Source organism: Actinomadura sp. KC216 (assembly GCF_004348535.1).
In the GTDB taxonomy this organism is placed as follows: domain Bacteria; phylum Actinomycetota; class Actinomycetes; order Streptosporangiales; family Streptosporangiaceae; genus Spirillospora.
The window spans coordinates 1-24,470 of record NZ_SMJX01000111.1 but is presented as its reverse complement, the minus strand read 5'-3'; the positions used below and the strand labels follow the sequence as shown (position 1 = coordinate 24,470).

Genomic DNA, 24,470 nt, shown 5'->3' with positions numbered 1-24,470 from the left:
ATCCCCGCCCCAAGCCCCCGAGGACGGCACGTCCCCGCGAAACGGCGAAGGAGCCTTGGAGATGGCTGTAGCAAAAGGTTTCGCCAAGACCCGCGCCGGCTGGTGTGCGAGATCGAGGCGGGGTAGTCGCAGGGTGGCAGGCGACGCGTCCCGCATCGGAGGTGGCCATGAGCCCGAAGCCGCAGCAGCAGAAGCCGCCGGGTGTCCAGTCCGCGATGGATCCCCGGCCGGACTGCGGTGAGGAGAGCTACCGGGGTTCGGGCCGCCTGGCCGGGAAGGCCGCCGTGATCACCGGCGGGGACAGCGGGATCGGGCGGGCCGTCGCCATCGCGTACGCGCGGGAGGGCGCCGACGTCCTGATCTCCTACCTGGACGAGCACGAGGACGCCCAGGACACCGCCAAGCACGTCGAGGAGGCGGGACGCCGGGCGGTGCTGGTACCGGGCGACCTGTCCGAACCCGCCGCCTGCCGCGGCGCGATCGCGAAGGCGGTGGAGGCGTTCGGCCGGATCGACGTCCTGGTGAGCAACGCGGCGTTCCAGATGACCCGGGACGCGCTGGAGGACATCCCGGACGAGGAGTGGGACTACACCTTCAGGACCAACATCCACGCGATGTTCCACCTGTGCAAGGCGGCCCTCCCGCACATGGGCGAGGGCGGCTCGATCATCGCCTCCACCTCGGTGAACTCCGACATGCCGCCGCCGAAGCTGCTGGCCTACAACTGCACGAAGGCCGCGATCGCGAACCTGGCGGGCGGGCTGTCCCAGCTGCTCGGGCCGCGCGGGATCCGGGTGAACAGCGTCGCGCCGGGGCCGATCTGGACGCCGCTCATCCCGGCGACGATGCCGCCCGGCGACGTCGAGGCGTTCGGTACGGGCACCCCGCTGGGCCGTCCAGGGCAGCCCGCGGAGCTCGCGCCCGTCTACGTCATGCTCGCCTCGGACGAGGGCGGCTACGTGTCCGGCGCCCGGGTCGCCGTCACCGGCGGCCAGCCGATCCTCTGACATGGACTGGTGTCCGCTGCGGCTGTCCACGCCGGAGAAGCCGCACGTGTTCGGCGGGCGCGCGATCTTCGAGCGGCTCGGCCGGAGCCCGGCGCCGGACGGGCGGGTCGCCGAGACGTGGGAGGTCAGCGACGTCGACGGGGACATCGCCGAGGTCACCGAGGGCCCGCTCGCCGGACGTTCGCTGCGCGACCTCGCCACCCGCTTCCCCGACGAGCTGGTCGGCCGCGGCTGGCGCGGCGACCGGTTCCCCGTCCTCACCAAGTTCATCGACGCGACGGGGCCGCTGCCCGTCCACCTGCACGCCGACGACGCCGACGCGCAGCGGCTGGAGGGCGCCCCGCACGGCAAGACCGAGGCCTGGCACATCCTCGACGCGAGGCCCGGCGCGACGGCGCTCGCCGGGGTCCGGCCGGGCGTGGACGCCGGCACGCTGCGGGACGCGCTGGCGCGCGGCGACTTCGACGCGGTGATGCGGCGGCTGCCCGTCCGCCCGGGCGAGACGATCTACGTCCCGGCCGGAACGCTGCACAGCTTCGGCCCCGGCACGCTCGTGTACGAGATCGAGCAGACGTCGGACGTCCAGCAACATGCCATGCGCCACCACATGGAGGACGGCTCGCCGATCGGCGACGGCGAATGGCACCGCAACCTCGACATGCTGCTCGCCGAATGGAAACCGGACCCGCGGCCCGACTTCCAGCCGGGCCTGCGCGTCGCCGTCACGGAGGACGTGGAGAGGGTCGTCTGTTGCGCCGGGCCGTACTTCGCGCTGGAGCGGTGGCGCGCCGCCGCCGGCGCCTCGATCCGGCTGCCGCTGCCGACCGCGAAGGTCCTCAGCAACCCCGGCTCCGCGGTGCGGGTGAGCGCGGGCCGCTGGTCGGGAGTGCTCGAACCGGCCCGGACGCTCCTGCTGCCCGCCGTCCTCGGCGAGGCGGAGATCGCCGGGCCCGCCGACGTGCTCGTCGGCTACCTGCCCGACCTGGAGGCCGACGTCCGCGCCCCGCTCGCCGCGGCCGGGTACGGGCCGCGGGCCATCGCCTCGCTGGGCGACCCGGGCTGAGCCGCTGTTCACTGCTCCTGCGGGGTCTGCTCCTCCCGCAGCTCCTTCTTGGCGCCCAGGATGTTCCCCAGCACGATGCCGGCGCCGATGGCCACGGTGACGATCACGGCGCTGAGAAGTTGCAACCCCGCACGCGACGATCCCGGTCCCACGGTGTAGGCCGACAGGCTGCGGTACATGTCGGGACCCGGCAGCAGGGAGGCGCTGATGGCCGGCGTGATCAGCGCGCCCGGAGGGAGGCGGAACCGGGACGCGAGACGGCCCGCGACGGTACCCAGCACGATGGCGGCGAGCAGCACGGCCAGTGCCGGGGGCAGGCTCACGTACTGCCTGCCGACGACCCGGATGGCGATGGAGAGCGTCCCCATCAGGGCGGCGAACGGCAGCAGCCGCAAGGGGGCCTGACCGGCGACGCCGCTGGCGGTGGCGCCGACCGCGGCCGCCAGCAGCGCGAGCCAGATCGGCAGGCTGGGGAACTGGACGCCCTGCGCGTGCCCGACGACCTGCACGTCCCTGGCGACGAAGGCGACGGTGGCGATGCCGGCGAACAGCGCGCCGAACTCCATCACCACGTTGATCAGCCGCACGGCGGCGGTGGTGCCGAAGCGGGTGATGGCGTCCTGGGAGAGGGAGACCACCGCGCGCACCGGCAGCAGCAGGACCAGGTTGGCCGCGGTGGCGCTGGCGTAGGCCCGCAGCGACAGCACCTCGAAGTCCAGCGCCAGGATGCCGAGCCCCGCCACCAGCGCCGCCTGCACGAAGGTGGCGTAGTAGCCGGGGACGCCGCCGCGGGCCAGCACCCGGCCCGTGCGCTCGATGACGACCATGACGGCCACGGCGAACAGCACGCCGGCGTACGTGCCGTTGGCCTGCAGGGTGACGGACGAGACCAGCGCCGCCCGGCCCGCCAGCCGCACCCCCAGGGGCCAGCGCGGTTCCAGGCGCTTGATCTCCTCAAGGGTGCGCTCCCCGCCGGAGAGGTCGAGGCGGTGCTGGACCATGGCGTCCACCATGCGGTGGAGCCGCACCGCCCGGGACAGGTCCCGGCCGCCGGTGGACCGGGCGACCTTCATCATGACCCGCGGGTCGCTGTCCGGCGGGGCATGCTGGAGGACGACCGTGTGGCCGACGATGCTGAGCTCCAGCGGGTGCAGGCCGCAGGAGGCGGCGACCGCGATCACGGATATCTCGATCTGCCTCGTCTCCGCCCCGGCGCGGAACATCTGCTCGGCCAGGTCGAGGAGGAAGGCCATCGCGCGCCGCGCCTGCTCGGCGGACATGGCGTTCTCCCCCGGCGGCAGCCCCGCGAACCGGCTCCCGGCCAGCAACCCCACCAGCGCGGGGTCCTGCGACGCCGCGCGCCTGCTGCGCTGGCGCAGCAGGCGGCGGAGCGCCCGGCGTAGCCGGTCCTTGACCATGTGCGCCCCCGGGTCCGCTCCGCCCTCGCCGATGTCGTGGCCAGCATCGAGCACGCCGGGCACCGCCCGCCCCGGACAGACCCCGGGTCGGCGTCCCTTAGAGCGAAATATGACGTGCCCATGAGAGGAGGGACCGTCCTGACGTTCCCCTCATCGCACGGAGACGCGCCCGCCGCCCGCCCAGCTCAGCCGCGACGACACCGGCGAGCCCGGAACCTCAGAACTCGTCTGTGGGCAGGACGCCTTCAAGCGGCGCGGGAATGTGCAGCTCTTCCCGGCCCGTCCCCGTCGATGACGGAGGGGCCCGCCGGAACGTCCGGGCGAGGCCCCTCCTTGTTCGCGGCGGGTCAGAGGGACGGGGTGCCCTGGAGGCCCCAGGTCTTGTTGCCGTCGCCGTCGTCGTTGACGTTCGCCACGACGTGGCCGTCGGCGGTGTTGCCGCTGATGTTCACGTAGGAACCCGAGTCGGGGAGCCGGCAGGTCCTGGAGCCGGAGCTGCCGCCGTTGATCGCCGAGGTGAAATCGCAGGTCCTCGTCTGATCAACTTTGGATTTCTGTGACGAGTCCCGCAACGGACCCCGCCCGGTCGGCGGCGGCCGCAGGTTGCCGGGGCGCGCCGGTGTGCGTTAGGGAGTGTGCTCATGGACCTGAAGCCGCTGGCGCGGGACGAGCGGGCCGATCTCGCGGCGTTCCTGGAGACGCTGACGCCCGAGCAGTGGGAGGCGCCGTCGCTGTGCGCGGGATGGCGGGTGCGCGACGTCGTCGCCCACATGATCAGCTACGAGGGGCTGGGCGTCCGGGATCTGGCGGGACGGCTCGCCCAGGGACGCCTCACGGTGAACCGGACGAACGCCGTCGGCGTCGCCGGGTCCAGCGAGCGGACGCCCGACGAGCTCCTCGCGATGCTGAGGCAGCGCCTCCAGCCGACGGGGCTGACCGCCGGGTTCAGCGGCCTGATCGCGCTGACCGACGGGGTCATCCACCATCAGGACATCCGCCGCCCGCTCGGCATGTCCCGCGAGATCCCGGCGGAGCGGCTGCTGCCCGCGCTGCGCGGCGCGCTGAAGCTCCCGGTGATCGGCGGTTTTTGGAGGGCGCGGGGCGTGCGGCTCGTGGCGACCGATCTCGACTGGTCGCGAGGGTCCGGGCCGGACGTGCGCGGGCCCGCCGAAGCGCTGCTGATGGTGATCGCGGGACGGCGCGGCATCGTCCCGGAACTCTCCGGGCCGGGACGGCAGCGGCTCGCCGACCGCGTCGAGCGACCGCCAAGGGACGGTTGAGGCCGCCCCGCGGCGGATCGTTCAGACGGCGCAGTAGGGCGGTGCCTTGTCCGCGTTGGCCTTGGTGACGACCAGCTGGGGGACGTTGTCGATCTTCTTGGCCGACGGCTCCTTGCGGAGCAGCCCGACGACGTTCTCCACGGCCATCTCGCCGATGTCCTTCGGCGTGTTGCTGACCGTCACGGCGAACCGCCCGGCCTTGATCGCCTGGACGCCCTCGGGGGTGCCGCCGTTGCTGAGGATCTTGATGTCGGTGCGGCGCGCGGCCCGGAACGCCGCTTCGGCGCCGAAGGCCATGTCCTCGTTGTGGGCGAAGACGTACTTGACGCGCGGCCGGGCCTGGAGGAGGTTCTCCGCCACGTCCTGCGCCTTGGCCCGCTGCCAGAACGCGGGCTGCTCGAACACGACCTTCGCCTTCGTCCCGGCGCTCTTCTTGAACGCGGCGGTCATCAGCTCGGCGGCGCCGCCGGGGGCGCCGCCGATGACCGCGACCTCGGCGGGGCGGCCGCCGGTGTCCTTGGCCAGCCAGGCGCCGAGCGAGTTTCCGACCTGGTTGACGTCGGCGACGACCGCGCCGAGGATCTTCGACTGGTCGATGCCGCCCGTGACGCCGGTGAGGAAGATCGGGATGCCCGCCCGGTTGGCGCGGCTCACCCCGCCCCGGAGCGCGTCGACGTGCACGGTCTGCACGACGATGACGTCGACCTTCTTGACGATCATGTCGTCGATGTTCGCCAGCTCCCGCGTCGGGTCCGCCGCGGAGTTCGCCGTCACGACCTCGACGCCCTTCTGGGCGGCCCGCGCCTGCAGCGCCTTCTCCAGGCACATGTGGAACTGGATGCGGTTGCCGTTGACGAACCCGATCTTGATCTTCTTGCCGGACGGGACGGCGGCCTGCTTGCCGTCGTCGTCCACCGAGCAGGCGGTGGCACCGAGGGTCGCGGCGAGCGCCGCGGTCAGGACCACCGTCCGGCGGAGGCGTCCGCGTGAGACATCGATCATAAGAACCCTTTCAGCGAGATCCGCCCGCGCAGATGGTTGGTGATGGCCGCGACGAGGAGGACGCCGCCGACCGCGACGTCCTGGTAGTGCGCGTCCACCTGGAGGAGGTTGAGCGAGTTGGCGACGACGCCGAGCAGCACGACGCCGAGGACCGTCCCGGTGACGGTGCCGCTGCCGCCGTTCAGCGCGGTCCCGCCGATCACGACGGCGGCGACGACGGTCAGCTCCATGTGCAGCCCGCCGGTGCCGGGGCTCGCCGCGCCGAGCCGGGCCACGAGCATGACGCCGCCGAGCCCGGCGAGCAGCCCGCCGAGCGTGTAGAGGAGCAGCTTGGTGCGCGCGACGGGGATGCCCGCGAGGCGCGCCGCGTCCTCGTTGCCGCCGATGGCGAAGGCGTTGCGGCCGAACGCCGTCCAGCGCATGACCAGCCAGGCGGCCAGGCACACGAGCGCCGCGACGACGACCGTCGCCGGGACGAGGCCGAGCACCTCGCCGAACCCGAGTCCCTCCAGATGGTCGCCGATCGACACGCTCTGCCCGTCGATGATCAGCAGCGCGACGCCGCCGAGCACGGTGGACGTCGCGAGCGTGACGACGAACGGCGCGACGCGGAACACCGTCACGGCCGCGCCGTTGCCGAACCCGATCGCGGCGCCGACCGCCAGGCCCGCGAGCACCGCCGCCCACTCCGCCGTCCCGGACGCGATCAGCCGCGCGACGACGCCCGCGGTCACGGCCGCGATGGAGCCGAGCGAGAAGTCGATCCCGCCCGCGGTCATGAGCAGGGTGAGCCCGGCGGCCAGGACGGCGGTGACGGCGACCTGCTGCGAGACGTTGAGCAGGTTCGCGCCGGTCAGGAACGCGGAGCTCTTCAGCGCGGTGAACAGGCCGACCAGCAGCAGGACGGTCAGCAGCCCGAGGTGCCGGGCCACCCCCGCCGGAACGGTCGGCCCGGCGGCGCGGCCGCGGAGGGCCCCGAGGGAGATCATGGCGTCCGCCCTCCCGCGATCAGAGCGAGCAGGCCGTCGCGGGTGACCTGGGCGATATGGCGGTCGGCGACCGTCCGGCCGTCCCGGACGACCACGACCCGGTCGGCGAGCCCCGCGACCTCGTCAACGTCGCTAGACGCTAGCACCACCGCGGCCCCGCGCGCGGCGAGTCCGCCGATCAGCCGCTGGACGTCGGCCTTCGACGCCACGTCCACGCCGCCGGTCGGCTCCTCCAGCAGGCACGCGGTCACCTCGGCGCCGAGCCGGGCGGCGAGCAGGACCTTCTGCTGGTTGCCGCCGGAGAGGGCGGCGACGGGCGGGTCGGCGTGCAGGGCCGTGATGCCGTACCGGTCGCGGGCCGCGCGCCCGTCCCCGCGCATCCGGCCCCACCGCACCAGCCAGGGGCGGCGGAGCCCGCGGCGGACCAGGTCGAGGTTCTCGTCCACGCCGAGCCCCGGGACCAGCCCGTGCCGGAGCCGGTCACCGGGCACGCAGCGCATCCCCGCCGCGAGCGCCGCGCCGACGTCGCCGGACGGGACGTCGCGCCCGCCGATCCGCACCCGTCCCGACTCCGCCCGGCGAAGCCCGCTGAGCAGCGGGAACAGCTCGGACTGCCCGTCGCCGGACGGCCCGAGCACCGCGGTGATCTCCCCGCCGCGAACCGTGAGGTCGAACCCGCGCAGGCGCCCGCCGGTGAGGCCGCTGAGTTCCAGCACAGGCTCCCCGGCGACGCGGTCTTGGCGTTCGCTGGTCTCCTTGCCGAGCCGGTCGCCGGCCATGGCCCGGACGAGGGCGGGCAGGTCGACGTCCCCGGCCGGGACGGTGACGACCCGGCGCCCGTCCCGCAGCACGGTGATCCGGTCGGCGAGGTCGAGGACCTCGTCCAGGTCGTGGGAGATGTAGACGACACCGGTGCCGCGGGCGCGGAGCGTCCGGACGAGGTGGTGGATGCGCTGGGCGTCGGCGGCGCCCAGTGTGGCGGTCGGCTCGTCCAGGATGAGGATGCGCGTGCCGCGATGCACCTCCCGCGCGATCTCGACGAGGGTCTGCCCGGCCGGGTCGAGCGCCGAGGCGATCCGGTCGGCGGGGATCTCGATGCCGAGCTCGGCGAGGGCGCGCGCCGCCTCCCGCCGCGCGTCCCGCCACGACACCGCGCCGAACCGGGTGGGAAGGCGGCCGAGCAGCAGGTTCTCGGCGATCGTCAGCCCCGGGACCAGCGACCGCTTCTGGTGGACGATGCTCACACCGGACGCGTGGGCGCGGCGGGGAGTCAGCGCGGTGTGGCGGCGCCCGGCGACGTGGACGGCGCCCCGGTCGGGAACGATGGCGCCGCACATCGTCTCCACGAGGGTGGACTTGCCCGCGCCGTTCATCCCGACGACGGCGTGGACCTCACCCGCCGACAACGTGAAATCGACGTCGGTGAGGGCGTGGGCGCCGCCGAACGTCTTGGACACGCCGCGCAGCTCCAGCACGGGCGCCGGCGCGGCCGGGCCTTTCATGTCACGCACGGCCCGTCGTCCGGGCGGGGGCACGCATCCCGGCCCGCGTCTGGGAGGCCGTCCCACCGGCGATGCTCACGACGCGGCCTCCGTGACCTCTGCGGCGCGGACCCCGGTGTCCGGCGCCGACCGTCCCCGCGGGCATCGGCCGTTGGCCGGCCGGCTGCTCGTTTTCATCACCAACGCCCGCAATGTCGGCAATGTGGTCGTCGTCCCCATCCTAGAACGACCACCGTCCCGCACGGCGCGCCGAGATCGCACACAGTGACCGGATGCGGACAGCATGCGCAACCTGCTTGGCTTAGCGCATGCTCACGCTCGGATCCATAGTTCTAGGGGCGTCGGACGTACGACGCGCGGCCACGTTCTGGATGGAAGCTCTGGGATACGTCCCACGCGACGAAGTAGACCCAACCTGGACGGTCCTGGTGCCACCGACCGGAACCGGGCCCAACCTCGCACTCGGCTTGAGCGAGACACCCGTCCAAACCCACCCCCGCGTACACCTGGACCTGTACGCGGAGAACGCAGCCGCCCAAGCAGCCGAGGTAGAACGCCTCGTGTCCCTAGGGGCCACTCACGTCGACTGGGACCTCTATCCCGAGGACCCCGACTTCATCGTCCTGGCCGACCCCGAAGGCAACCGCTTCTGCGTAATAGACACCGCGCATACCTGAGCGGCTAGGACGACCTTTCCACCGGCTGCTTGGAACGCAGAACAACTCGCCGAATGAGCTGCACATCGGTAAGGGGCCCGGTGGACGCGGCGAAGCCGAACTTGAAGGTTTCCGGCATGGGTTCGGGCGCGGCAAATCGCAGAACCCGCGTGAACCCATCGCCGTCCCGAAAGTCGATGCCGACCGTCACGACCGGGTCCCGTCCAGCCGAGATGGCCACCCGGACAACCCTCTTCACCGGCTCCAGCAACCGCTCGGCCCGCTTCGCCGTAACCCCGGCGGGCATCTTCCTCAGGTCCCCATGCAACCGCCCGGGAAGCGACGACGACCAGACCCCATTCGCCCTCCTGTTACCGGCCGTCGCATCAAGCAGGCAGTACCCGTTGACACCGTCCCCCGGCCCTCGCGCGCTGACGACGTTGGGGCCGGGAGCAGGCGGGCGGAACGAGGTGCCGGCCGGAGAGCGCCGCTCACACCCGTTCCCGCGCCCTTCCCCGTCACCGAAGTATTCGCCCAGCACATCAAGCCCGATACCGAGATACCCACCGTCGACCCCTGGAACGAATTGGGCTTCCGGCCTGCCGCCCGGCCTTTTCTGGGCGTAACCGAGGCTCCCACCGAACGCACCCGGCGTATTGAGCCGCCGAGCACCATCCGTAAGGAAGAACGAGATCCCGTCGGCGGGCGCCCGCGTGGTGTTCCCGTACTGCCACTGCTCAAAGACCACTTCCAGCCCCCGCCGCGCCGGGATCGGCGTGTCGAACAGCACGGCGCCGGTCACTTCGTCGTGCGCATCGGTGAGCTGAAGGTATCCACGAGGCGCCGCGTTACCCGGCGGCACAGGCCCGATCGGATCCCGACGACATCCCCTGAGCGGGTGATTCGAGGCCTCCGCCTCCGCGGGCCCGCGCCGCGCACCCGTGAGACAGGCGGCCCCGTACCCGATGAACCGCGAATCCGCAGTGGCCCCAGTGAACGACTCCTCGACAAGCACCGAGCCCGGAGCCCGCTCCGCAGCCACCGCATGCCCGATCGACGCCACGGCGACAGCCCCGACCCCGACCGCCACCGCACTCCGAACCCACCGATACATCATCCCGCTGCCCCCACCACAGATTAGAGCGACCAGTCCTACCGCCCCAATCTGAACACACACTTACCGCGAGAACTCCCCATTGTCACCACCACGGCAATACCCAAACCCAACCCTTACAGAAGGGCCCCCATTCAACGCGCCAGCAAAATCATCCCCACGCTAAACCAGATCCCTTAAAAGGGTCACACCCGATGAATCTGCATAAGGCATGCGTTCACGACAATGACCGCGCGGTGCGGATCAGGCCGGGCGCCAGAGTGTGGGGGTGTCCTGGGGCTGCCAGTCGGCCTGTGCGGTGTGAGCTTGCCGGCAGACGTAGTCGGCGCCGCGATGGGTCACCGCGTCGCCGGGACGGTAGTGGACGCCGGGTGTCCATGCGGGAGCGCCCGGCCTTCTCCTGGGCGGCGTCGGTGCCGGCGCGACACGTCCGGTGGTGGACGGCGTGGGCGCGGCGGTCGACGGCGTGGGTGTCGCGGTCGACGGCGTCTCGGACGGCGTGGCGGTGCTCTTCTGCCCCACCCCGACCGAATCCGGCGACGCCGCGTGCGGGGTCCGGTCCCCGGCACCCGGATCCGCGCCCGTCGTCACCGGGGCGGCGGAGGGTCCCCGGTCCTCGGACGGCCGGGCCGCCGCGTACCCCACGGCCGCGAACAGCACGATCGCGGGGACGATGCCGAGCACGGCGTACCGCCGCCGCGCGGAGGACCTGGAAGGAGGACGCGCATGGGCCATCAGGCGGCCCGCCCTCGCCCGCGCACACCCGCGACGACCGTCCGGTGCACCAGCCCTCCCGTTCCCCGTCGCCCGGACACAAGCCGCCGGTAACGGCCGCCGAGCGCCGACAATAGTTACACACCCCCACGAACCATGCCACCCGGACATTCCGACGGCCGGCGAAGCCGCTCAGGTTCCGTGGTCGTTGAGCCTCCGGACGACGTCGGCGGGGTCGGCTCCGCCGCGTTCGAGGGCGTCCAGCACGTCCGGCGGTGGTGTCCGGACGAGCGGCACCGGCCCGGCGACGAGACCGGCCCGCGGCGGCCCCTCGGCCCCGGTCAGCCGCGACTCCGGCGTGCCCGACGGCGGGACCTGGTACACCCGCCATCCCGGCCACATGGCCCGGGAACCGGCGACGACGAGCCGGGGCCGCCGCCAGGCGACGAAGGTCCACCGGCCACCGGTGACGGCGTGGACGAGGACCGTCTCCAGATGCCGCCCGAGGAGGGTCGCGACGCGGGCGGCCACCGGGACGGGGTTGGTGAACCTCCCGGTGACCCGGTAGATCCCACGGTCGGCTTCGAGCGTCAGCTCGTCCTCGGCGAGCTCCGCGATGATCAGGGCCACCGGGTCGTCGGAGCGGGCCAGGTCGAGCAGGCGCTCCCACCCCGAGCGGCCCAGCACGACGGCGTGCGCCAGCCGGGGCGGGATGAGCAGATCGCCCGCCAGGTCCGCTTCCGCGGCCGAGACCCGGTCCTTGACGGCCTGCCAGGTGCGGGCCCCAAGGAGGTCATGGGGAGTCCCGCCGGTGAGCGAGGCGCCGCCGAGCAGCAGGCCCATGCACACCGCCGTGACCGCCGTGACGTGCTGGACGGCCTCGTCCGGGACCTCGTCCTCCGCGCGGGGCACCAGCCCCTCCGCCAGCCGGGCGAGCGGCGCGCGCCACGAGTCGTCGTCGAGTTCCCAGACGCCGTGGCCGAGAAGCTGCACGAACAGCCGGGCCACAAGGACGCGCAACATCATCGGCGCCGGTTCCCGCCCGGCGGGGACGGTCCGGTCCACGGCCCGGACGGCCCACTGCCGCCACTCGCGCTTGCGGTCGGGCGGTATCTCCGCCGGCGGGGTGTTCTCGTCCGGCTCGTCCGGGTCCTCGTCGTCGATCACGGCTTCGGCGGTCAGCCCCCAGCGCGGCCCCAGGGCGAGATCGGGGGTGCCCGCTCCGCCGAACAGTTTCAGGGTGAGGGGCCGCCCGATGGTCCGCTCGCATTCGTCCAGGTAGGCGGCGTAGCGGTCGTGGACGGCCGACGCCTGTGCCGGTGCGGCGGCGGACCGGGCGGGCCGCGCGGTGCGGTTCTCCGCGACGAGGTCGGACAGCCGGAGCAGGTCGTAGCGGAACCGGCGGCCCAGCTCCTCGTCGGTGAAGATCTCCTCTTCGGTGTAGCCGTGGCGGAGGCGCGGGCGGTTCTCGTCCGCCTGGCGCCGGGCGCAGCGCGCGGGGTGGACGACGAAGACGGGCGGCGACTCGGTCCGGCCACCGGTAAGCGGGTCGATGATCCGCACCACCGCGCCCGCGAACTCGGGGACGGCGAACTCCTGCGCGGTGCGCCCCGCCGGGACGGTTCCGACCGTGGTCCACGACCCGGGCGAGCCGTCCGGCGACACCTCGACGGCGACGTCCACGTTATAGGGACGCGCCAGAGTGACCTGGAGCAGGCCCGCGCCGGTGAGCAGCGCACCGAGAACGAGCAGGCTCCGGCGTCCCTCCACCGGCCGGACGGTGCGCCGTCCGCGCAGGTGCGTGAGAGGTGTGGCGGTGCCCTCCGGCAGCAGCGGCGACGGCACCGCGGCGAGCACGCCCAGCTCGCAGTTGCCGCCGTGCGCGACGGTGTCCAGCAGCGCGGCGCCGGTGAGGTTGGCGCTGCCCGTCAGGGCCGTCCACCGGTCACCGGTCCGCCATTCCAGCAGCTTGCCGTGGCGTGGCACGCGCTCCGCCAGCAGCCGCAGCTCTGCGCCGGTACCAGCGAGCGATTCGAGGACGGCGTCCCCGTCGTAACTGCTCCAGCGTTCCTGGACGCCGAGCACGACCCGCGACGGCGCGAAATGCTCGACGATCCGGGCCAGAGCGCGACCGCTCTGGTCGATGAACGGCGCGTAGAGGTGCAGTTCGTCGACCGGCCCCCCGGGCAGCTGGCCGACCAGCCCGGTGCCGAGGTTGTGCAGCACGCGCGCCGGATGCGAGACGGTGGGGAACTCCGCGAGCCGCGCGGCGATCTCCGTCACCAGCTCCGCCGCGTACCACGGCATCGGCACCAGGCCGCTCAACGCGGCCAGCCACCGGCTCAGCTCGCGGAACGCTTCGGGGGCACCGGTCTCGTAACCGCGCAGGACGGTCCACAACTCGTCGTTGTAACCCCATCCGGCCATGGTCGGATTGCCCGAGCCGACCGCCGCGACGGCCTCGCGCGCGCCGATCAGCAGGGCGAGCTTCGGGTGGAACGCGCCGCGGCAGGCGGCGAGGCCGTGGAAGTAGGACCGTCCGGCCATCCGCACGTCGACCGGGTCGTACAGGCCCTGCCCGGCGTCGCCGATCACCGTGATCCGGGCACCGAGCGCACGCGCGGTCGGGACCAGCGTCTTCTCCAGGAACGGCAGGTCGACGGTGAAGCCCAGCAGCAGGAGCTCGTGCAGCTCGGCCTCGTCGGTGCGGTCGCGCCATTCGCCGAGCAGCGCGAGCGGCGAGGTGAACTCCCAGGTCATTCCCCCACCTCCAGCAGCTCGGCGCCGAGCGGTGTGAGCGACGCCGTCTCGTCGTCGGGGCGGTGTTCGAGGATGCCGAGCTGCTCGGCGATGTCCCCGGCCTGGTGGAGGCGGGTGCCGATGTCGCCGTCACCCTCGTCGCCCGTCTTGTAGTAGCGGCCGCCGCGTTCGTGGACGCGGGAGAACACCTTCATCCGCCCGTTGGCGTCGGGATGGGTTTTGGCCAGCGCGACGCGGCGGGCCTGCGCGAGCATGTCGTCCACGAGCCGGACGGCCAGGTCCCGCATCGGCCGGTCCGCGAAGTCGCCGATCAGCCGGGACACCCACAGCGGGTTGAGGATGTCGTGCTGCGCCCCCAGGAACGTGGTCCGCGCCTCGCCGGACAGCTCACCGGCGCGGCGCCCGCCGGCCAGCAGCAGCTTCACGTTCACGAGCGGGTCGCGGCGGTCGGGGTCCTGCATGATCTGGCGTTCGGCCGGTGCCGGATGCCCGCCCGCCATCGTGGCGGGCAGCTCGTCAAGGCAGGCCCGCAGGGACGTGGCGGGCATCGGGTCGGCCAGCCATGCGCGCAGCTCGTCCCGGCTCCGGTCGGCTTCGCCGTCCTGCGACCCGATCGACCGGACCAGCGCCGCCCAGAGCCGCCGCCACGCGCCGACCGAGTAGTTCCGCAGCAGCAGCCCCCGCCACCCGAGGACGTTGTCCACCTGCCGGAGGACCGGATCGGTCTCCGCCTCGTGCCCGAAGGCCACGGCGGACCGGACGCACTCCTCCCAGCCGTGGGCCGCGTCCCCGCCGTGGAGGCCCACGGCACGGCCGAGCATCCGGAACGTCGCCCGGCGCCGCCGGTCGTCGGGCCCCCACTCCTCCGGGTCGTGGCGCCCGTCCCGGGTCGCGGTGAACAGCCCGCGCATCCACCCGACCTCCGGCCGTTCCGGGGCCTGCATCGCGAGCGGTGCGAGCGCCTCCAGCCGCGCCCCGTCGAGGACGTCCGCGCCGGACTCGCGCCACAGCGGCGCGAACAGGGCCGCGACCTCCGGAGGGCATGCGTGCCTGCCGGGGCGCGGCGCGCCGTCCTCGTTGACGGCCGTGCCGAGGACCGCGCTGGGGCCGAGGTAGGTGTCCCAGGAGCCTGAGCGCCGCGTCGAGTACGCCTGGTCGCCGTCCATTTCGGCCGCCGCGCCGACGTGGAGGACGTCACCGTCGAGCGAGGCCCGCACCTCGTCTACGGCGTGCGCCATGCCCGGCCGGCCGTACGGGTCGTCGTTCAGGCGCGACACCCCGGCGAGGACGACCTCGCCGCGCCGCAACAGCCGCAGACTCGCCGCGCTGTCCAGGCCGCACTCGACCGAGTGGGCGCCGAGTGCCGCGTAGAAGGCGTAGTAGCGGACGTACCGGGTCACCGACGAGATCCCCGGGACCAGCAGTTCAATCGCCCGCAGGATCGGCGCCTCCACCCGCAGCGGATACCGTCCCGCCCGTTGCTCGATCCCCCGCTGCGACCATTCCGGACCCACCATTAAAGCCATTCGCCCTCTTCTCCCGTTAACCACGGAATTTAGGGGAATGGCCCGGCCTGGCCCGCGGAAAGGGAATACGCAACACCGAACCGTTATCCGCCGCGCTACGGTCGACCGGGCCCGCGGTTTCCGGTCGCCCGATTCAGTGCTACCACCACCTGGGGGTCCCGGGAGGCCAGCGGAGCATGTGACCGCGCATGCGAGTCCACGTCGGCCAGCGGATGAACACCCCGTCCGTCAGGCCCAAGCGCATGTACAGGGCAAACGCGAAGACGACCCCGAATACCACGAAAATGAACAAGACCCACCGCAGCGCGGCCCCAGCGGGGATCATCAGCACCAGGCTGAGCACGGCGATCGCCAGGCTCACCCTCCACGCCCACTCCAACATCTGTTGTCGCCGCCTGGCCCTCGCCAACGAGGACACTCGCACGGTGAACGTTCTGCCGCAGACGGGACACTCCATCCGCACGTCCACAAAACCGCTCTCCGGCCGCTCGACGGGGATCGGATGGACGAGCCACTCGTACTTGGTGACGAAGACACCGGGATTGGTGGACAATAAATGCCCGTACCCGATCCCTGGATAGGGCCCCAGCGGCAGTCTGCTCATATCCGCTCCTTCCGGCAGGTGCATCAACGGTAGCCGTGCCGTCACGCGTGTCCACTCCCGCGAGTAGCCGAATCCGGCCAGAAAGGCGAGTTTGCAGCTTGCGCCCATTGAGCCCTTTAAATGTGCGCCTGGCTCACAGTTCTGGCGGACATGAATGACCTCGTCCGGGCGACCCGGAATGGTGCCTGTCAGGGGCCCGGAGGCGGCCGGTTCATGAATCGGGCCCCGGATCCTGACGGCCTTGAGGTCGTGGACGGAGCCGCGCCGGCGGTCCCGGCACCCACACGATGCTTTCCGCTGGGACGGCGATGATCTGCAAGCTCATCCCGTGTTCTCGGCGCCGGCCCGGTCCTCGGACCTGCGGGGTCGCCGTTCCGCGACCACCGCCGACGCGACGGCGCCCACGGTCCCCGCCCCGCCGAGCAGTCCCGCGACCGGGTTCACGAATCCGGACACCGCCGAGGTGGCATAGCTCCCGCCGCCTGCCAGGCGGCACTCGAAACGCAACGGAACAAGCCTCACCTGATGGTCGACGACCCGCGCCACCGTCGCGGGGTCGGCCTCTCCACGGCACGGCCGGAGCGGCGAGGAGTCTGTTCCGCCATCCTCGGCTTCCAGGGCCGCCGCCCCCGCCTGCGCCGCGCCCCAGGCGTACGCGCCGACGGCCACTCCGAGGGCAAGTAGCGCGCACCCACGCAGCAGCCCGGCCCGCGCACGCCGTCCATGCCGAACCACGGCCAGAAGGCCGCGCGCGAGCACCACCACACCGACGACCAGCCCGGCCAGAGAACCCAGCAACAGGACGAGCGCGAACATGACGGCTCCCTGGGAGGACGGTCTCGGGACGAACGGCTACGCGATCAAGGATAGAGCGCCGAAACCACCAGGATCAGTGGATGACCCCGCACGCGGCACCACCGCAGCCCGTGCCGCCGATCCCCCGCCGCATGGAGCGTTGAGTGTCGAGATGTCCGGGCCGGGATAATCGTCGTACTCCTGTACTTGCCAAATGGCCGGAGTCAGCAATAAGAGGGCCAGGAATAGCGAGGGGACGCTGATGAAGCTCGCCCAGAAGGGCGACCTCCGCACGACGGTAAATGCGACCAGGGCCGAGAGCATTGCGAGCACGAGTGCCGTCAGCGAGAACACTGGAACAATGAACGGATACCCTTTCGTCCACTGCGCCGTCGACGGGTTCACCTCACATGCCCGATAGGTGGTACGGACAGCTCGATCTCCAAGAAGATTCATCAGCCAGAGAAGTAATGCCCCCGAGACGCTGAAAACCGCCGCGCACAGGCAGGACCACCTCCAGAGCCGTTGACTTCTTTCGCTTGGTCCCACAGCAGATCCCGTCGTCAAGACGACGCCTGGGCGGGCTGCGCCTCGCGGAGACGCCTCCCACCCAGGGGTGTCAGAAGATCGCAGTTACCGAGTGCTTCGTCACAGCGTCCGGTCGCTACTGCTCACTTGAGCACGCAAGCGAAGGGTCGCGCGGACCGTGACGGTCTGCTCCTTGGCCGAACAGCCCACCAAGGTATCGGCCGAATCCATCTCGGTGCTGACTTGAGCGGCCTTACCGGCCGCCCCATAGGCCGAGTCGAGAGGAGCTCCTCGGCCTCCGTGTAGAGAACGGGATGGAAGGCACCGCCCTGGGAATTGGCGCCGACCGCGTCCTCAGCGTCACGGTACCGCCCCTCCACCAGGCCCTCGCGGCTCAGCGCGTACTGGCTCACGCCATCGAGGTAACGCTGCCAGGCACCGGGCACCGCCTCGGGTGTGAACACGCTGCTACGGTCTGGGTCGTAGGCTCGGCCGGTGCTGTCGGACCGCGGGGTGCCCATCGGGCATGTCTCGCGGCTGGTCGGGCACAAGAGCACGACGGTCACCGAGAAGGTCTACCGGCAGCAGATCAGGCCGGTGATGGACGAGGGAGCGACGGCGATGGACAGCATCTTTCCCCAGACCGTCGAGGGGGCCGTCGTCAGGCATCACGCACGATGCACGCATCAGAACGACGAAGAGGCCGCTTCCGGAGATCGGAAGGGGCCTCTGAGCTTGATGTCTGCAGGGTGGGCGATACTGGGTTCGAACCAGTGACCTCTTCGGTGTGAACGCAAGCGCTCACCCGTTGGCCGTCCGCAAACGTGCGCTGACCAGCGCGGGAGGTGTCCGCGAAGGTCCGCGCGAGTCCGCCAAGGACCGGCACGGTAGTCGCTCATTACGTCACCCACCCCCGGACCCTCCGCGCCCGTGCCCCTGCGGAGACAGCGGAGACAGGGCCAGTCTGTAGCTGTCTCCGCAAAACCGGCCTCTAGCCTGCGACGGAGACACGGAGACAGCGGAGACAGCTTCAGCCCCCTTCTAGGTCTAGAGGGGCAGACCTCTAGACCTAGAGGCCGCTCTAGAGGTCGAGTCCCGTCCTGACCAGGGACCTAGCGTCTAGATGCACGTTCCCGCGGCTGCGCTGTTCCCTCTCGCCAGCCACCCCGCCACGAAGCCGCACTACCTCTAGCGGAGCAGTGGCGACCGGCCTCCGCAGAGGTAGCGGCACCCCCGCGGTAGGTAGCGGCGCCGCTACCTCACTTGACCTGCGCAGATGCGATCTGCCGTTACCTGCCGCTACCCGCACGCCCGCCCTGACCTGCGCGGTAGCGGGTAGCGGCAGGGCAGGCACCGGCACGGTTCACCGAGTCCAAGGGGTGTCCTCCCCTCCCCGCATATCGCCGCTACCACGCGACCGCCGGCGGACTGCTCAGCCAATACGGGGTCTGGCCGTGCGCGGAGGGCAGCGGCGCTAGGGCCGGTTGTTGACGATCGCATCCCGGTGTTGCCATGCCAGACTGAGGCAGGCTGCACCACTCGGCGCGATAGGTTCCGTGGACAATAGCCGCTCGATTGTCGGACCATCAAAGTTGAATGCCTGACGATCGTCGCCGCTAACGACGTCTCCTTCGTCGTTTTGCTTAACCATTCCATCAAAGACTCTGTCGAAGACGTCCGCATCGAAGACTGCGACCGTGAACACATCGCCGACATAATTCAGCGCATCCACACCCACACCGAGACACAGAACGCGAATCTTCCCCGCCCGAAGCGCTTGGTTAAGCGACCTAAACGGCTCTTCGTTCTCGTAGTCGATCGGCGGGCCGTCTCCATCGTGTTCCGGATTGCCTAGAAATTCCTCACTATACTCGCGCATTACGTTACGCCACAGATCGAAGTCTGGTGAATCCGGCGCAGGAGCTACAGACGCGGGCTGAAAAACTCCGGTCGGAAATACGCTTAGCATTCCTCCTGCAATTGCGACCTTCGCAGGATTCCGGCGTAGAAGTAGGAAGGTGGTTCCAGCGTCGCTCTGACGCACTGTCAAAGTGCTAACCGAAAGCATTAGCGGGTACCGAGATAGTGCGAACGGGTCACGAACCATTCGCCGGAATGGAAGACTCTCCCACGTGATCCGATTCGGCACGACATCACCTTGCGGACACCCGACAAGACCTGTCTCATGCGCGAGCGCCTCACCCACGTCGATCATGTCGAAGTAGCACATGTTGCCGAGCGTCATATCCAATGTCAGGCGCTTATCGGAATCACTGGCACCGGCGTCAACGCTAAGAAGCCGGTAGCACAAGCGATTCTCGAATAGCCTGGGGCGATCCAAATCACGCATCGCCCGGTGATACCGCGTGTATTGCCTGTTCGGCGCTACCAGTGGACGTAGACGGGCCGTCTCAGCATGTTGGCCAGTGACGGACAAAGGCGGGGCAATCTCCCGCCATTTAAGTTCAACCGAAGTAAGGTCTACGGGCGCGCGAAGACGCCAACTCTCCGGCATCAGAATACCTGTGGCCCCTAGCCGGATCTCCTCAGGATAGATCCGGCTGACAATCTGCGTCAGTTTGGCTCTGTTCTGATTAAGGTTGCGACGTGCGGACAACCAGTCATTATGACTGGCCAGGACATCCTTGTCTGTTTCGTCAGATCGGTAGTTCGCTCCCCCGCCGCCGACCTGGGGACGCGCCTGCCCGTCTCCCGACTCGTCGGATGCAAGTAGCAGAAAGAACTGTTCTTTCACCGACTGCTGTGCATTTGCTAGCGCCGCGTCCAGCGTTTCCTGTATCGCTGGTTGGGGGATGATATTCGGTCTCGTCCGCCAATATGCCACCGTGCGAACCGCTACTCCTAGATGCTCTGCGAATGCCTCATTACTCATGCGGAGCGCTTGCCGAAGCGTGTCTGCGCGACCGCTTGTCCATGAAGCGACGACATGCGACATTCGAGGCCCTTCTACGTTGCCACACAACCCGAGTTGCACTGCTTTTGCACTGCCACTGCACTGCTCTTGCCTAGCGATTGCTGGTCATCATCACGTCTCATGGAGGACGTGAACGGATCACAGCAGTCACTCTCGGACTTCCAGGGAATCGACACGGTTGCGAAGCTCTTGCAACTGCCTCTCGACATCCGCGAGGCGGTCGGCGAGAGTCCCAATGTCCGGGGCAACGCCCGCCTCCTTTCCGGCATCGCGGACGAAGAAGGCCCGGCCCTGTTGGGAGTTGACGAGACCGGCGTAACGCAGTTCTCGAAGAGCGTTCTGCACCGTCTGCGGAGCGATCTCGTACTCCTTCGCGAGGGCGCGGATCGACGGGAGTCGATCACCAGGGCGGTAGTCGTCACCCGACTGGATTCGACGCCGCAAGTCATCCGCCACCTGCAAGTACGCCGGGCGAGGGTCGTTCGCATTGATGGTCACCCGCCAAGGGTAAGCGTCCTCGGTCCCTGACGCCATGGCACGCCCTATTGCGTGCCAGCACAGTGCCATCTATGTTGATACGTACTAGCACAGTAAACGTCGCCGGACGGTGACGGACCTCAGCAGACAAGACCAGACCTGACGGGGGCGCCACCCCGCCGGAACCGGAGCACCGAGTGTTTGGAGCACGAATGTTTCCGCAGAAGACCAGCAAGATCCCCCAGATGATCGCGGGAATCGCGATTGCGATCTACGCCGTGAATCACCCCGAGAAGGCCGCTGACCTGGTCAACAAGGTGATCCACGCAATCACGACGTTCGCCGGCGCTCTGGGCTGACCGGCTTCCACCACGAAAGGGGGCTCTGACGGGGACGCCACCCCGCCAGAGCCCGGAGCATCGAGTGTTTGGAGACTCAACGATGCAGTTCAACGCTACCTCGCGCGGTGCCGTCTCACGTCTGCGGTCAACCGCAGGCGAGAGCGTGCCGGACGAGACGCTGGTCAAGGAGTTCCAGGCTGGTGACCGTGAGGCGTTCGCGGTGCTGTACTGGCGGTACGTCGATCAGGTCGCCGGGTACGTGCGCAAGCGTCGCACGCGGACCCCGTCCGTCGAGTGCGAAGACCTGGTGCAGGAGGTCTTCACTGACGCGCTGGCCGAGCTGGACGACTGGCGCGACGACGGCCGGGCGAACTCGTTCCGCCGCTGGCTGTTCGGCCGGGTGGCGCACTTCACGCTGTACAAGGACGGCAGGGAGTACTGGGTGCGCCGTCAGGCGTACTTCCGCTGCGAGGACGAGTTCCGCCGCGAGGTCCGCGACAACCCTGGGCAGGCTGCGCCGTCGGGGCCGGTCGCGACGGGGCTGGGTGAGGCGCTGCGCGGCAAGCTGGACACGCTGAGGCCGCACTACCGCCAGGTTCTCGAACTGCGTCACGTCGAGGGGCTGTCGATCGATCAGACGGCCGCGGTGATGGGCCGTTCGGCTAGTTCGGTCAACTACCTGGCCGCCGCCGCGCTGGACGAGCTGCGTACCCCCAAGCGGGTCAAGCACGACCGTGCAGACAAGGTCGCACGCATCCTGGCCGCTGCGCGGCGGGTGCTGGCCGAGCACGGCGAGGACGGGTTCACGATGCGCGCGGTCTCGGAGGAGGCCGGAGTCAGCTACGGGCTTCCGGCGCACTACTTCGGGACTCGGGCCGATCTGTTGGCCGCGCTCAACGGCGACCAGCCCCTACCGCCGCGCACGCTGGCTTACCGGCCGGTCGCCATCGGGCGCGCGGGAGGTCCCCGCTCCGCCGCGGTGCGCTGTGGCACCGCGGACGGCGGCGCGGCCCTGGCCCTGGCGGGCGGTGCGCGATGACCGGCCTCATGGTGCGTGTCGCGGTGCTGGCCGCTCTGGCGCTGCTGGTGAGTTTCCCGGTGCCGGTGGTCGTGGTGACCGGTGCGGGCGCGGTGGGGGTGGCGCTGGCCGCCGGTCGCCGCACCGTGCGGGAGTTGCGCGGGTCCTGGTGGCTGGTGGCGGTACGCCGCCCCGGCCAGCTGGCGGCCGGAACGGGCGGCGCGGCATGAGCGGCGGCAAGCGCCCCACCGGCCCGAACGCGGCCAAGCGCCGCCACCTCAAGCGCCAGCTGGCGGCGCGCGACGGCGCGTCCTGCTTCTACTGCGGGCACCCGTTCGCCGCGCTGGCCGACGCCACGATCGACCACCTGATCCCGTACTCGATCTGGCCGACGTGGCGGCAGGCGAACCTGGTGCTGGCATGCGGCCCGTGCAACCACGCCAAGGCCGACCGGTTGCCGCAAACGTTCCTGCGCCCGTCCGGGCTGGCGTCCGGTCTGGTCCCCGTCCCGTCCCGTGCGGCCCGTGTCGGCTGCGCGATCGGCCGGACGGCGCGCCGCCTGTCCGCCGCCGTGACCGGTGCGCTGTCCGGCGTCGTGTCGGCCGTCCGGTCCGGCGACGGAACGGGTGCGCGCCGTCCGGCGTCGCCGGGCGTGTCCGCCACCTCCTAGACCGCGTGACCGTCGGTGGACCGGCGCGCCCCGGGTCCACCCCTCATGCCAAGGAAGGGACTGTCTGTCTTGGCTGACCCAACCCGTACCAACGGCCACCGTCCGCCTGGACCGTCCGCGCTCCTGCCCAGCACGGGACTGCCGGACGGTCCGGCACCCACCCCCACCGCGGGAGAGGGATCCGAGCCGGGACCGTCCGGCGTCCGTCCGGACCGGCCGTCCCGGCGTATCGCCTGGACCGCCGCCGAACTGCTGTCGGCCGAGTTCCCGCCGCCGCGGTGGGCTGTTCCCGGTGTGCTGGCCGAGGGTGTGAACCTGCTGGCCGGACCGCCGAAGGTCGGTAAGTCCTGGCTGGCGTTGGCGCTGGCCGTGGCGGTCGCCACCGGCGGCAAGGCGCTGGGCTCCATCGACGTGGAGGCCGGACCGGTGCTCTACCTCGCTCTGGAGGACACCGGCCGCCGGTTGCAGTCCCGGCTGGGCAAGGCGCTAGCCGACCGCGACACCTGGCCGGACGCGCTGTCGTTCGCGATCGAGTGGCCGCCGCTGACCAGTGGCGGTGACGCCCGGCTGGCCGCGTGGCTGGACGAGCACCCATCGGCGCGGTTGGTGATCGTGGACGTATTCGCCAAGCTGCGCGGCACCGTCCCGCCCGGCCTGTCGGCCTACGACGCCGATTACCTGTCCATGAGCCGGATCAAGGCGGTAGCCGACCACTACGGCGTGGCGGTGCTGCTGATCCACCACACCCGCAAGATGACCAGCGACGACTTTCTCACCGACGTGTCGGGGACCAACGGGCTGGCCGGTGCCGCTGACGCGACACTCGTCCTGCGCCGGACCCGTGGCGAGGCCGATGGCGTGCTGCACGTGGTCGGGCGGGATGTCGATGAAGCCCAGTACGCCATGGCGTTCTACCCCGACCTGGGTACCTGGCAGATGCTCGACAAGCCCGCCGGTGAGCTGGGCATCTCCGATACCGCCGCGACCATCTTGGCGCACCTGCGCAGCCATGAGGGCGACACACCCAAGCAGATCAGCGACGGCACCGGGCTGAACTACGGCCTGGTCAAGAAGACCGTCGGCCGGATGGCCGACAAGGGCCAGCTCGACACCGACGGCCGTGGCCGCTACTTCGTCCCTGCCGACGGGGAGGCCGCATGAACGCGCTGCACCGCCTGACCCGTCGGCTGAGGCCGCACTCGACGCGTCGGGTTGCGCCGCGGTGGGAGGGGAGCGCCGACGGTACCTCGCTCGCTGGAGGGTCTGGAGCTGTCTCCGCTGTCTCCGTGTCTCCGCCGCAGGTCAGAGGCCGGTTTTGTGGAGACAGCCCGAAACCGGCCCTGTCTCCGCTGTCTCCGCCGCCTGTCCCTGTCTCTGTCTCCGTTCGCCCGTTGATGGGAGTGAGGTTCTGATGAACCGCGCCACCGGTGCCGCCCACACCGCGCACCGTGACCAGTACCGCGCCGCCGTGGCCGACGCCGAGCGCGCCATGGCGGCCATGGCCGCTGAGCCGGGCGCCCGTGACGCCTGGTGCTACGACCCCTGGATCGCACGCCAGCTGGCCGCGCTGAACACCGCCCTGCTGACCGGAACCGCCCAGCTGTGCCCGCACATCACCACCGCGCCGCGTGTCCTGCACGCGGCGGTGTGGGCGCCCGGCCGCCTGGCCTGCACCGGATGCGTGACCACCCTGACCCCCGACCCCGCCGAAGACGGCACCTGCGACCGGTGCCGGCAACCCGCCAGCCCGCTCTACCCGGCCACCGCCGCCGCCGGTCCGCTGCTGCTGGCGTTCGGACTGTGCGGCCCGTGCCTGACCCGCACCGGCCACACCCCCACTTGACTGCTAGCGCTAGCGGCACCCACTGCTAGCGCTAGCAGCCCCGCTAGCGGCCAATCCGGGCACTGAGCAGGGATCTAGCACCTAGCAGCCATCTCACCGCACCCACCGAAACCGCCCCACAGGCCGATTCCAACCCCCCCCACGACGCGCCGCTAGCGAGCGGCGCGGCGTGACGAAATCCGCGACGAAATACCCGCACCGACCGCCGCTACCAGTAGCACCCCGACC

23 protein-coding genes are annotated in these 24,470 nt (G+C 70.7%); 11 read left to right on the top strand and 12 right to left on the bottom strand.

Annotated features, from left to right (window positions below):
* Positions 1-167: 167 nt before the first annotated feature.
* Positions 168-1,007 (top strand): SDR family oxidoreductase, encoded by an 840-nt coding sequence (locus E1264_RS20475; RefSeq protein ID WP_132175874.1) that lies wholly within the window; start codon positions 168-170, stop codon positions 1,005-1,007.
* A 1-nt stretch (position 1,008) separates the two neighbouring features.
* Entirely contained in the window at positions 1,009-2,070 is a 1,062-nt protein-coding gene (locus E1264_RS20470; protein WP_132175872.1) for a class I mannose-6-phosphate isomerase, read from the top strand.
* A gap of 8 nt (positions 2,071-2,078) precedes the next feature.
* On the opposite strand, the gene E1264_RS20465 is transcribed toward E1264_RS20470, so the two are convergent.
* The gene (locus E1264_RS20465) at positions 2,079-3,542 is read right to left on the bottom strand and encodes a threonine/serine exporter family protein (RefSeq protein ID WP_132175870.1); all 1,464 of its coding nucleotides are present in this window, start codon (positions 3,540-3,542) and stop codon (positions 2,079-2,081) included.
* Between the two features lie 587 nt (positions 3,543-4,129).
* On the opposite strand from E1264_RS20465, the gene E1264_RS20460 reads away from it, so the two are divergent.
* A complete protein-coding gene (locus E1264_RS20460; RefSeq protein ID WP_132175868.1) occupies positions 4,130-4,768 on the top strand; it encodes a maleylpyruvate isomerase family mycothiol-dependent enzyme in 639 nt (212 codons plus the stop codon).
* 21 nt (positions 4,769-4,789) lie between these two features.
* Here E1264_RS20460 and E1264_RS20455 read toward each other — a convergent pair whose 3' ends face one another.
* The 3 genes from E1264_RS20455 to E1264_RS20445 are packed head-to-tail and all read right to left on the bottom strand — an operon-like array spanning position 4,790 to position 8,261.
* Positions 4,790-5,770, bottom strand: coding sequence for a sugar ABC transporter substrate-binding protein (locus E1264_RS20455; protein ID WP_132175866.1), 981 nt, complete (start codon positions 5,768-5,770; stop codon positions 4,790-4,792).
* Complete coding sequence (locus E1264_RS20450) at positions 5,767-6,759, bottom strand: ABC transporter permease (protein WP_132175864.1); 993 nt, start codon at positions 6,757-6,759, stop codon at positions 5,767-5,769. The genes E1264_RS20455 and E1264_RS20450 overlap by 4 nt, the downstream gene beginning before the upstream one ends.
* Positions 6,756-8,261, bottom strand: a complete 1,506-nt coding sequence (locus E1264_RS20445) for a sugar ABC transporter ATP-binding protein (protein WP_132175876.1) — start codon at positions 8,259-8,261, stop codon at positions 6,756-6,758. Before E1264_RS20445 ends, E1264_RS20450 begins: the two co-directional genes overlap by 4 nt.
* 308 nt (positions 8,262-8,569) lie before the next feature.
* Between E1264_RS20445 and E1264_RS20440 the strand changes: the two genes are divergently transcribed.
* The gene (locus tag E1264_RS20440; protein ID WP_132175862.1) at positions 8,570-8,938 is read left to right on the top strand and encodes a VOC family protein; all 369 of its coding nucleotides are present in this window, start codon (positions 8,570-8,572) and stop codon (positions 8,936-8,938) included.
* Between the two features lie 4 nt (positions 8,939-8,942).
* Here E1264_RS20440 and E1264_RS20435 read toward each other — a convergent pair whose 3' ends face one another.
* The 6 genes from E1264_RS20435 to E1264_RS20410 form a co-directional block, all read right to left on the bottom strand.
* The gene (locus E1264_RS20435; protein WP_132175860.1) at positions 8,943-9,779 is read right to left on the bottom strand and encodes a hypothetical protein; all 837 of its coding nucleotides are present in this window, start codon (positions 9,777-9,779) and stop codon (positions 8,943-8,945) included.
* 495 nt (positions 9,780-10,274) lie between these two features.
* Entirely contained in the window at positions 10,275-10,766 is a 492-nt protein-coding gene (locus E1264_RS20430; RefSeq protein WP_132175858.1) for a carbohydrate-binding protein, read from the bottom strand.
* Positions 10,767-10,937: 171 nt separating this feature from the next.
* Entirely contained in the window at positions 10,938-13,505 is a 2,568-nt protein-coding gene (locus E1264_RS20425; RefSeq protein WP_132175856.1) for a hypothetical protein, read from the bottom strand.
* Positions 13,502-15,022 (bottom strand): hypothetical protein, encoded by a 1,521-nt coding sequence (locus E1264_RS20420; RefSeq protein ID WP_132175854.1) that lies wholly within the window; start codon positions 15,020-15,022, stop codon positions 13,502-13,504. Before E1264_RS20420 ends, E1264_RS20425 begins: the two co-directional genes overlap by 4 nt.
* A 148-nt stretch (positions 15,023-15,170) precedes the next feature.
* Positions 15,171-15,635 (bottom strand): hypothetical protein, encoded by a 465-nt coding sequence (locus tag E1264_RS20415; RefSeq protein ID WP_132175852.1) that lies wholly within the window; start codon positions 15,633-15,635, stop codon positions 15,171-15,173.
* 321 nt (positions 15,636-15,956) lie between these two features.
* Positions 15,957-16,451, bottom strand: a complete 495-nt coding sequence (locus tag E1264_RS20410) for a hypothetical protein (protein ID WP_132175850.1) — start codon at positions 16,449-16,451, stop codon at positions 15,957-15,959.
* 1,002 nt (positions 16,452-17,453) lie between these two features.
* Here E1264_RS20410 and E1264_RS44680 point away from each other — a divergent pair.
* Positions 17,454-17,735: a hypothetical protein gene (locus E1264_RS44680; RefSeq protein WP_207936045.1), complete on the top strand. Its 282-nt coding sequence runs from the start codon at positions 17,454-17,456 to the stop codon at positions 17,733-17,735.
* A 697-nt stretch (positions 17,736-18,432) separates the two neighbouring features.
* Here the strand turns inward: E1264_RS44680 and E1264_RS20400 are convergent.
* Positions 18,433-19,803 carry a transcriptional regulator gene (locus E1264_RS20400; protein WP_132175848.1) on the bottom strand — a complete coding sequence of 457 codons (1,371 nt, stop codon included), beginning with the start codon at positions 19,801-19,803 and terminating at the stop codon, positions 18,433-18,435.
* A 237-nt stretch (positions 19,804-20,040) separates the two neighbouring features.
* The gene (locus E1264_RS20395) at positions 20,041-20,391 is read right to left on the bottom strand and encodes a GntR family transcriptional regulator (protein ID WP_165964270.1); all 351 of its coding nucleotides are present in this window, start codon (positions 20,389-20,391) and stop codon (positions 20,041-20,043) included.
* Positions 20,392-20,582: 191 nt separating this feature from the next.
* On the opposite strand from E1264_RS20395, the gene E1264_RS43520 reads away from it, so the two are divergent.
* The 6 genes from E1264_RS43520 (at position 20,583) to E1264_RS20370 (ending at position 24,242) form a co-directional block, all read left to right on the top strand.
* Complete coding sequence (locus E1264_RS43520) at positions 20,583-20,729, top strand: hypothetical protein (protein WP_165964269.1); 147 nt, start codon at positions 20,583-20,585, stop codon at positions 20,727-20,729.
* Positions 20,730-20,874: 145 nt separating this feature from the next.
* A complete protein-coding gene (locus E1264_RS20390; RefSeq protein ID WP_165964268.1) occupies positions 20,875-21,750 on the top strand; it encodes a sigma-70 family RNA polymerase sigma factor in 876 nt (291 codons plus the stop codon).
* Between the two features lie 8 nt (positions 21,751-21,758).
* A complete protein-coding gene (locus E1264_RS20385; RefSeq protein ID WP_132175842.1) occupies positions 21,759-21,959 on the top strand; it encodes a hypothetical protein in 201 nt (66 codons plus the stop codon).
* Positions 21,956-22,399 (top strand): HNH endonuclease, encoded by a 444-nt coding sequence (locus E1264_RS20380; RefSeq protein WP_132175840.1) that lies wholly within the window; start codon positions 21,956-21,958, stop codon positions 22,397-22,399. The genes E1264_RS20385 and E1264_RS20380 overlap by 4 nt, the downstream gene beginning before the upstream one ends.
* A 69-nt stretch (positions 22,400-22,468) precedes the next feature.
* Positions 22,469-23,560: an AAA family ATPase gene (locus E1264_RS20375; protein ID WP_207936044.1), complete on the top strand. Its 1,092-nt coding sequence runs from the start codon at positions 22,469-22,471 to the stop codon at positions 23,558-23,560.
* Between the two features lie 250 nt (positions 23,561-23,810).
* Positions 23,811-24,242 carry a hypothetical protein gene (locus E1264_RS20370; protein ID WP_132175836.1) on the top strand — a complete coding sequence of 144 codons (432 nt, stop codon included), beginning with the start codon at positions 23,811-23,813 and terminating at the stop codon, positions 24,240-24,242.
* Positions 24,243-24,470 lie beyond the last annotated feature (228 nt).